We start from the raw sequence: 7,288 nt of genomic DNA, 5'->3' as shown, positions 1-7,288 counted from the left end.
CCCCCCAGCCATATGTTGCGGCAGGTCCGGTCGACGGGCGAGCATGTCTGAAGGCGGGCGCCATTCGGGCCATTCCTTCTTGCTCGAGACACGTTCCGTCCCGCGCCAGCCATAGCCCTCTCGACCGACACCAACCGCATATCGCATTGCACGGCCATTACCCTGCACAAGATAAAGAGAGCGATTTTCCGTCTCAATAATGATGGTGCCGGGCTTTTCATGGGTTTCGTAGCTGACGACACCCCGTGGTACAGCAGGCCGCAACGTATCAACTGCAACTGCACCTTGCCGCGCATGGCGCGGTGGATAGCTCTCCGGCTCCATAAGGAAATCCAGATAGCCTTGCTGAACCCAAACCTTGTGGTTTTTCTTGTCGAGAACAGGCGGCGATGGTTCTGTGGAAAGTATACGCTCTCCCGCAGAGGTGCTGCCCAGACAGGTCAGAATGATTGCCAATGCTCCGATGCCGGACTTCAGGGTCATCATGAAAAATATTCCTCCATTGAGAGCATCACATGCTTCGGCTGTTCAAAAATCCGCGACATTCAAATCAATCCCGCTGCAACAAGGGCATTGGCGACAGGCTGGAAAGCGCGTTCCGGAACCGGATTGCCTATATTGGCCGTCTTGGCGATCTGGCGCGCGAGTTCGCCATCATACGACACTGGAATTCCAAGCTCCGCGGCTTGCTGGCTCATTTGCATGGCCCCTGCTCCAGATGCGCGGCACACCACCACGGGAACAGGCGTCTCACCGCGCACATAGCGGATGCCGACAAGGGTGCCGCCGGGCTCTCCGATCAGCAGTACGGCACTTTTCAACCCTGTCTTGCCGCCTGTTACAGCTTGGCGCTGGCGATGACGCTCCTGCTTGATGAGCGGATCGCCCTCCATGTCCTTATGCTCGCGCTTGCTCTCGGTTTTTGTCATGCGCATCTCGCGCAAGAAGAGCCAGCGCTGCAGAAAAATGTCGCAGAACCCGAGTATCAGGAAGGCACCCACGGCAATTGCAGCCAATGGCTTGAGCATGGCGAAGAAGGTCGCCTGCATGCACAACCCGCCGCAGGATGGCGACTCGAATAAAGCTTTCAGTCCGGCTTGAAAGACAAAGACAAAAGCTGTTGTCACAGCAACAATCTTGAACAGTGCCTTGCAGAACTCCACGACGCTTTTGAGCGAGAATATCCGTTTCAAACCTGTTGCCGGATTTATACGGTCAAAGTCTGGCTCAATAGGCTTGGCTGAGAAGACAAAGCCGCGTGTGACTGCGACGTTGGTGATCAGGATTGCGAACATGGTGATAACGAGGATGGGAATTGTCGCCGTCAAAAGGCTCTGCACCGAAATCGTGATCAGCCGGTACCAGACTTCGGCAAAAGGCCGGTCGTAAATGTGCGAAGCTTCCTCCAGCAAGGCACCGACCTTAACGCGCAGGAGCGGAGCAATATAGATCAGGAAAACGGTGCATGACAGGATGATCACGCCCGAAACCATATCCGGGCTGTGCAGCACCTGACCCTTCTTGCGCGCGTCCTGTATCTTCTTGTCTGACGCCGGAAGTGTTTTTTCTTCGCTGGTCTGGCTCACATCCCTGGCCTTTGATTACGCCGAAGCGAGCAGGCCGATTGCCTGCGCACGCTTCGCCGGATCCTGTATTGAACGCAATTTTGCAGCTTTCGCCAAAATCTGGCTTTTCTGGTTTGCCGGCATGTCCGGAACATCAATTGCGCGCGCCCCGGCGGAATCGCCCGACATGCTGAGAATGATCATGTAATTGACGAAGTGACGCTTCTCTGCGAGCGGCGATGTCACCACGCTGTTCATGCTGGAAGACGCGTCCGGCAGCTTGTTGGACAGAGCCTGTGCCAATGCCAGATTGGTCTTTGTGTCGAGATTGCCCGGCTGCAATGCAAGTGCTTTTGCGAAGGCACCTTCCGCTCCGGGACCGTCACCACTGAGCACCATGGCTGTTCCAAGTTTGTTATAGGCAGATACCGTATTCACAGCTGGCGCAGCAGTTGCCAGAATTCTGGCGGCAGCGGTTGCATCGCCGCGCTGCAGCTGGACTGTCCCCAATCCGAGCATGGCATTGGCATCCTGCGGATTGATCTGCAAGGCAGATCTGTAAGCCTGCTCAGCGCCATCCGGATCGCCACCTTTCATCCGGGCATTGCCAAGCCTGACATGAATGGTGGAATCATCCGCCGACATTTCCGCAGCCCGCTCATAGAGCGCCAGAGCGGTGCCGCTCTCGCCCTTTGCATCAATATCCTTGGCGATCTTCATCAACTGGGATTGCTGGCTTACCGGCTTTTTAGCCGCAGCGGCCTGCTCAGGTGGCGTCGAAACGCAACCCGAAACCCCCAGTCCCAAAGCCAGAACAGGCAAGATACTTCCCGCAAAATGCTTCATGATCATGCTGATGCTCCCCGATATCCATCGATCATGTCGATCATCCTCACTGGGTTGACTGATTCGCCTCGTCCGCCGGTAGCCGGCGACGGCGGGTTTCAGGTTCAGTCCCTTCAATGTAGTTTTGTGCTGCGCGAGCCACGGGCGCAGCCATGGCAGGCCCCATCTCGCGGCCATGCATCAGATCCTGCTTTTTTGCGGCCATGTGCTGCAAATTGAGATTGTTTGCGCAACCGGATGGCAGGTACATCGGGTCTTCCCCTGTGTCCGGCGTTATACAGGCGTCCGGAACGAGCATGGCGGCACGCTCGCTGTCATAACCCTTCCTGACCACACCCGGCCGCGATGTACCGCCGGTATCGAGATAGCTATAATTTGGCGAGTAGGGTTGAATCTTGGTACCAGTGCAACCTGCAAGGACAGATGCACCCAATACGACCAAGAGATGCAGACCAGTACGAATCGTCAAGACGGGGCCATTATTCAACATAGAAACCATACCCCTGATTGACGACCTTCTTGGACTTTTTGCGAGGCGACGAAATTGCACCCGACGGGCTGTCCAGCGGCGTTTTGAGATTGCGGGAAGATGTTGGGGTAACGAGGTACGGCGTTATCAGAATGACAAGCTCCGTCTCGTTGCGCTGGAAGCGCTTGGATTTGAACAGCTCTCCGAGAATGGGCACGTCACCGACAACCGGCGTCTTGTTGATCGATTGTGTTTCCTGCCGCTGGAACAGGCCGGCGATGGCAAATGTCTGGCCGCTGCCAACTTCGACAGTGGTGTCGGCACGCCGGATGCGCAAGGACGGGACGACGAGACCGCGAATCGATACGACGCTGTCCTGTGATACGCTGCTGACCTCTGGTCTCACCTGCAGGGCAATGCGATCATTGGGCAGAAGCGTCGGTGTGAACTGCAAAGAAACACCGAACTGTTTGTACTCAATGCCGATCTGGTCATTGCCTACCGGAATCGGAACCGGGATTTCACCACCTGCAAGAAAGCTTGCTGTTTGCCCGGTCACGGCCGTGATGTTCGGTTCTGCCAGAATCGTCAGAACACCATTGTCCTTCAGTGCATCAAGCAAGACACCGACGTTGACGTTGCGACTGTTCACGCCAATCGAAGTAGCGCCCTCCCGGCTGGGAACATTACCGCCCCGTACAAGACCGAATGAGAAGGAACCGCTATTAACAACGGCGCTCCAGTCAACACCATAGCGGGCGAGTTCATTGCGCGCGACTTCGGCAAAGCGCACCCGGATATTGACCTGATTGGGACCAGATATCGTTGTATTGTTCAGTGCAGGCTTGTCAGGCTTCGAATAGCTCTGGAGCACATTGTCTGTGTCCAGCGCCTCGCCAACATTGTTGGTCTGGCCCTTGCCGACATATTGCTCCCCGAAGAGAGTGATATCGACTGTGGATGTCGGTTGCAGCACTTTGGCTGACTGTTGTGCTTCCTTAGGATTGCCAACAACGCGAATCTGGACCGTACCACGCGTTCCCTGATCGGGGCTCAGCGCAATCAGATTGGTATTGCCGATTTTTGTCGCATAAATATACACGGCACCGGGAGACACGACCCGAACATCGGCAATTGTCGTATCGGCGAGGAACACCGATTCCACAGGCTGGTCAAAGCGCAAAATCTGGCCTTGCCCCATGCTGAGCTTCAGCACCTGCCCGGCCGTCGCATCAACCTTGACCTGCGCAGAAGCGGGCTGAAGGCAGGCGAACAATGCCAACAGGATCGTGAGTATAAATAGCGGCAGCGGCATGTTTGCTGGCCGTATCCTTTTAAAGGAATTCAGTATGAGCATAGGGTAATTGTCCACCATATTCTGATGTTGCTGGTTACGGAAACTGACTGAACGCTTACTCATTTGCCCCTGCCCCGATCTGCCGCATCTGGCCGGAGGCCGGTAGCGAGATATAGCCAAGAGACTGCACACTGAACTCTGGTGATATTTCCTGATAGGAAAGCACCGGCAGATTGATATCGTTTCGGATCAGGAGATTTCTGATCGGGCGGCGAATATCCATTGTCGTCAGGACCGTTCTGACGATATCCGTGTCCCGACTACTGAAGCGGCCCTTCAGCTGCTCAATGATCGGACGGGATATATCTTCCGGAATGTTGATTGAAGGATTGCCGGGTCCCTGCTGCACGCTTGCACGCACAGCATCTTCGGTTTCCCGCGTCAGCAGATAGGCTGACACGATACGGTTCATTTCAGAATGGCGGTGACATATCTGTCGTGCCAGTCCGATGCGGGCATATTCTGCCAGCACATAGGGATTTTGTATCTGCGGTCCCCATTCCACGATAGCCTGAAGAATGACACGCAAATTGGTGATCGGGATATCCTCTTCGACCAGCCTGCGAAGAACCTCGGAAATTTTCTGCAGGGACGAGACACCCACGGCTTCCTTGACCAGATCGCCATAATCTTCTTCGACCTGCGACAGCAGAAACCGGATTTCCTGCACATCGATGAAATCGGCGGCATAACGGCGTACAGAGCGGGTCAAAACCTCCATCAGAACTGCAACCGGCTCATGGAATGTTATGCCTGCATCTTCCAGTGTCTGCCTGTGGCGCTGCTCGACCCACACTGAGTCATTCCGTCCGATCAGCGCGGGGCGAACCTGATAAGGAATGGACATGAGTTCAAGATGAACTGTGTCGTCCGTCACCAGAATCTGGTCGATGAAAATTACGCCATCCGTGACCGGCACATCTTCAAGATCAATGCGGAATTGATCTGGCTCGAGCATCATATCCATACGGATGCCAATTTGCGGGACACGAACGCCAATATCGGTGAAGAGGCTGGTACGGACCTGCTCGATATTTTCCTGCAGGACAGGTAGTGCAGCTGTCTCTGCAAGATGCGATCCAAGACAAAGCACCAGGCGCTGTGAGCCTGCCAGAAGTCCGGTCTGCCCATCTGCCAAAGCCGGTTGCGGCTTCGTGATATTGCCGATCTGAACAACGTTGCCATTTTCATCCATGGCTTCGTCCTGCTGGTTTACTGCTCGCTTGTGAACCACATAGGCAAGCCCGCCTGCCAGAGCTGACAAAGTCCAGAACACCACGGTGGGAAACCCTGGCACAACACCGAAGCCGAACAGAATAACCGCTGCCAAAGCCAACGCGCGATGATTGGCACCAAGCTGCCCGATGATTTCTGTTCCCAGATCTTCATTCCGGTCAGAGGTGACACGTGTCACGACCGTACCTGCAGCGACAGCCATCATCAGCGCAGGTATCTGCGAAATCAGGCCATCGCCGACGGTGAGAAGTGAGTAGGTATGGGCTGCTTCGCTGAATGGCATTCCGTGCTGCAGCGAGCCAATGGCAAGACCGCCAATCAGGTTGATCGCGATGATGATAAGCCCGGCAACAGCGTCGCCCTTGACGAATTTCATGGCACCATCCATGGCACCATAAAACTGGCTTTCGCGCTCCAGACCCTGCCGCCTGCGCTTGGCTTCTGCCTGGTCAATGTCACCACTGCGGGCTTCACTGTCGATGCTCATCTGTTTGCCGGGCATAGCATCAAGGGCAAAACGCGCGCCGACTTCGGCCACACGCTCTGCACCCTTGGTAATCACGACAAACTGGGCAATGGTAATGATCAAAAAGACCACGAGACCAATCACCACTTCGCCGCCCACGACAAAATCACCAAAGGCAGCAACAATTTGGCCGGCATCGGCCTGCAGCAGAATCAGTCTTGTCGTCGTGATGGACAACGACAAACGGAAGAGCGTGCCGAGCAGGATAATCGAAGGCAAGGCGGAAAACTGTACAGGCTTCGAAATGTAGAATGCCACGACAAATATGAGCAGGCTGAATGCGATATTCATACCAATGAGCATGTCGACCAGAAATGTCGGCAGCGGTATGATCATCATGATGATGGCAAGAAGCATAAACGCTGCAATGACGATGTCGGAGCGCTTGGATGCTACCCGGGCAAAGCGGTTCAGTGAGGCGAGAATATTCATGCCGATCGCCTCTGATCTATATAATCCTGAAAGGTTTCGCGTGCGCGGTCATGTTCCCCGCGCAGCCACTGTGCCCTGCTTTTGAGCAAGGCGAGGCTGGGAGCAATCGTCCCTTCAATATCCTCGATCCTGTCAATCGCTGTCAGCGCACGCGTAGCCGATTCGGTTTCGACGAAGACTGCTGCCAAAGACTTGAGGACGGATGTTTCATGCGGTGCAATCTTTGCTGCCAACAGCAGAAAGACCAGCCCACGCTCGGGCTGACCGGCCCTGCAATAAAGGTACCCAAGCCCGTGAAGAAATTCGACACTGTCCTGACGCTGCTGTGTCACTGGCCCAATGCCTGATTCTGTGCAAGGCTCAATCGCTCCTGCAGTTCACGACGGCTATCGATTTCTTCCGTCAGCATCGATGCGGTTATTGCCGCGATTTCTTCGTCTATATCCAGCTCCGGCAACAGATCATTGATAAGATAGTCGAGAATTTCCTGTGATCGTGCCAGATCGAACACGCCGGGATTTGCGAGCTTCGGCTTACGCAGCCGCCCTATCTGACCGATAAAGGGTTCCTTGGCACGTCTGGCGGCCTGTTCTGATCTCGCCAGCGATGCATCAAAAGCTTTCGATTGGGCCTGTTCAACCCGGGCTGCATCGGGACGTGCTGATACCGACCCGAGCTGTGCCCGAATCCTGTCCTCCTGCCGACGAACGTCAAGTGCCATTCGTATCCCCCATTACCGCGTTTTGTCTCCACTTATCAAAGACGCAGCAATTATTAAGCCGGCGCATAAGTCCTTCCAAAAATCGATCACAATTCCTGGGGTTATGCGCTTTGAGCTAGAACGTCAGGACGAATTC

At 55.0% G+C, this 7,288-nt stretch carries 8 protein-coding genes; all 8 read right to left on the bottom strand.

All coding sequences use genetic code 11. From position 1 onward, the window contains the following. The coding region (locus tag PMI41_RS03405; RefSeq protein WP_008121805.1) for a L,D-transpeptidase at positions 1-486 on the bottom strand (486 nt) is incomplete at its 3' end. Positions 487-545: 59 nt separating this feature from the next. Next, complete coding sequence (locus PMI41_RS03400) at positions 546-1,586, bottom strand: EscU/YscU/HrcU family type III secretion system export apparatus switch protein (protein ID WP_008121802.1); 1,041 nt, start codon at positions 1,584-1,586, stop codon at positions 546-548. Between the two features lie 15 nt (positions 1,587-1,601). Next, the gene (locus tag PMI41_RS03395; protein WP_008121800.1) at positions 1,602-2,417 is read right to left on the bottom strand and encodes a tetratricopeptide repeat protein; all 816 of its coding nucleotides are present in this window, start codon (positions 2,415-2,417) and stop codon (positions 1,602-1,604) included. 40 nt (positions 2,418-2,457) lie between these two features. Beyond that, positions 2,458-2,880 carry a hypothetical protein gene (locus PMI41_RS03390; protein WP_244423896.1) on the bottom strand — a complete coding sequence of 141 codons (423 nt, stop codon included), beginning with the start codon at positions 2,878-2,880 and terminating at the stop codon, positions 2,458-2,460. Positions 2,881-2,890: 10 nt separating this feature from the next. After that, on the bottom strand, positions 2,891-4,300 hold the full coding sequence (locus PMI41_RS03385) for a type II and III secretion system protein family protein (protein ID WP_008121796.1): 1,410 nt from the start codon (positions 4,298-4,300) through the stop codon (positions 2,891-2,893). Further along, positions 4,293-6,431, bottom strand: a complete 2,139-nt coding sequence (gene sctV / locus PMI41_RS03380; protein ID WP_008121794.1) for a type III secretion system export apparatus subunit SctV — start codon at positions 6,429-6,431, stop codon at positions 4,293-4,295. The genes PMI41_RS03385 and sctV overlap by 8 nt, the downstream gene beginning before the upstream one ends. Then, the gene (locus tag PMI41_RS03375; protein WP_008121793.1) at positions 6,428-6,763 is read right to left on the bottom strand and encodes a hypothetical protein; all 336 of its coding nucleotides are present in this window, start codon (positions 6,761-6,763) and stop codon (positions 6,428-6,430) included. The genes sctV and PMI41_RS03375 overlap by 4 nt, the downstream gene beginning before the upstream one ends. Further along, positions 6,760-7,152 carry a hypothetical protein gene (locus tag PMI41_RS03370; RefSeq protein ID WP_008121791.1) on the bottom strand — a complete coding sequence of 131 codons (393 nt, stop codon included), beginning with the start codon at positions 7,150-7,152 and terminating at the stop codon, positions 6,760-6,762. The genes PMI41_RS03375 and PMI41_RS03370 overlap by 4 nt, the downstream gene beginning before the upstream one ends. Positions 7,153-7,288 lie beyond the last annotated feature (136 nt).

The sequence above is a fragment of the Phyllobacterium sp. YR531 genome, from assembly GCF_000282595.1.
GTDB lineage: Bacteria > Pseudomonadota > Alphaproteobacteria > Rhizobiales > Rhizobiaceae > Phyllobacterium.
Note: the sequence above shows the minus strand (reverse complement) of the source record. Positions and strands in the feature narration are given on the sequence as shown.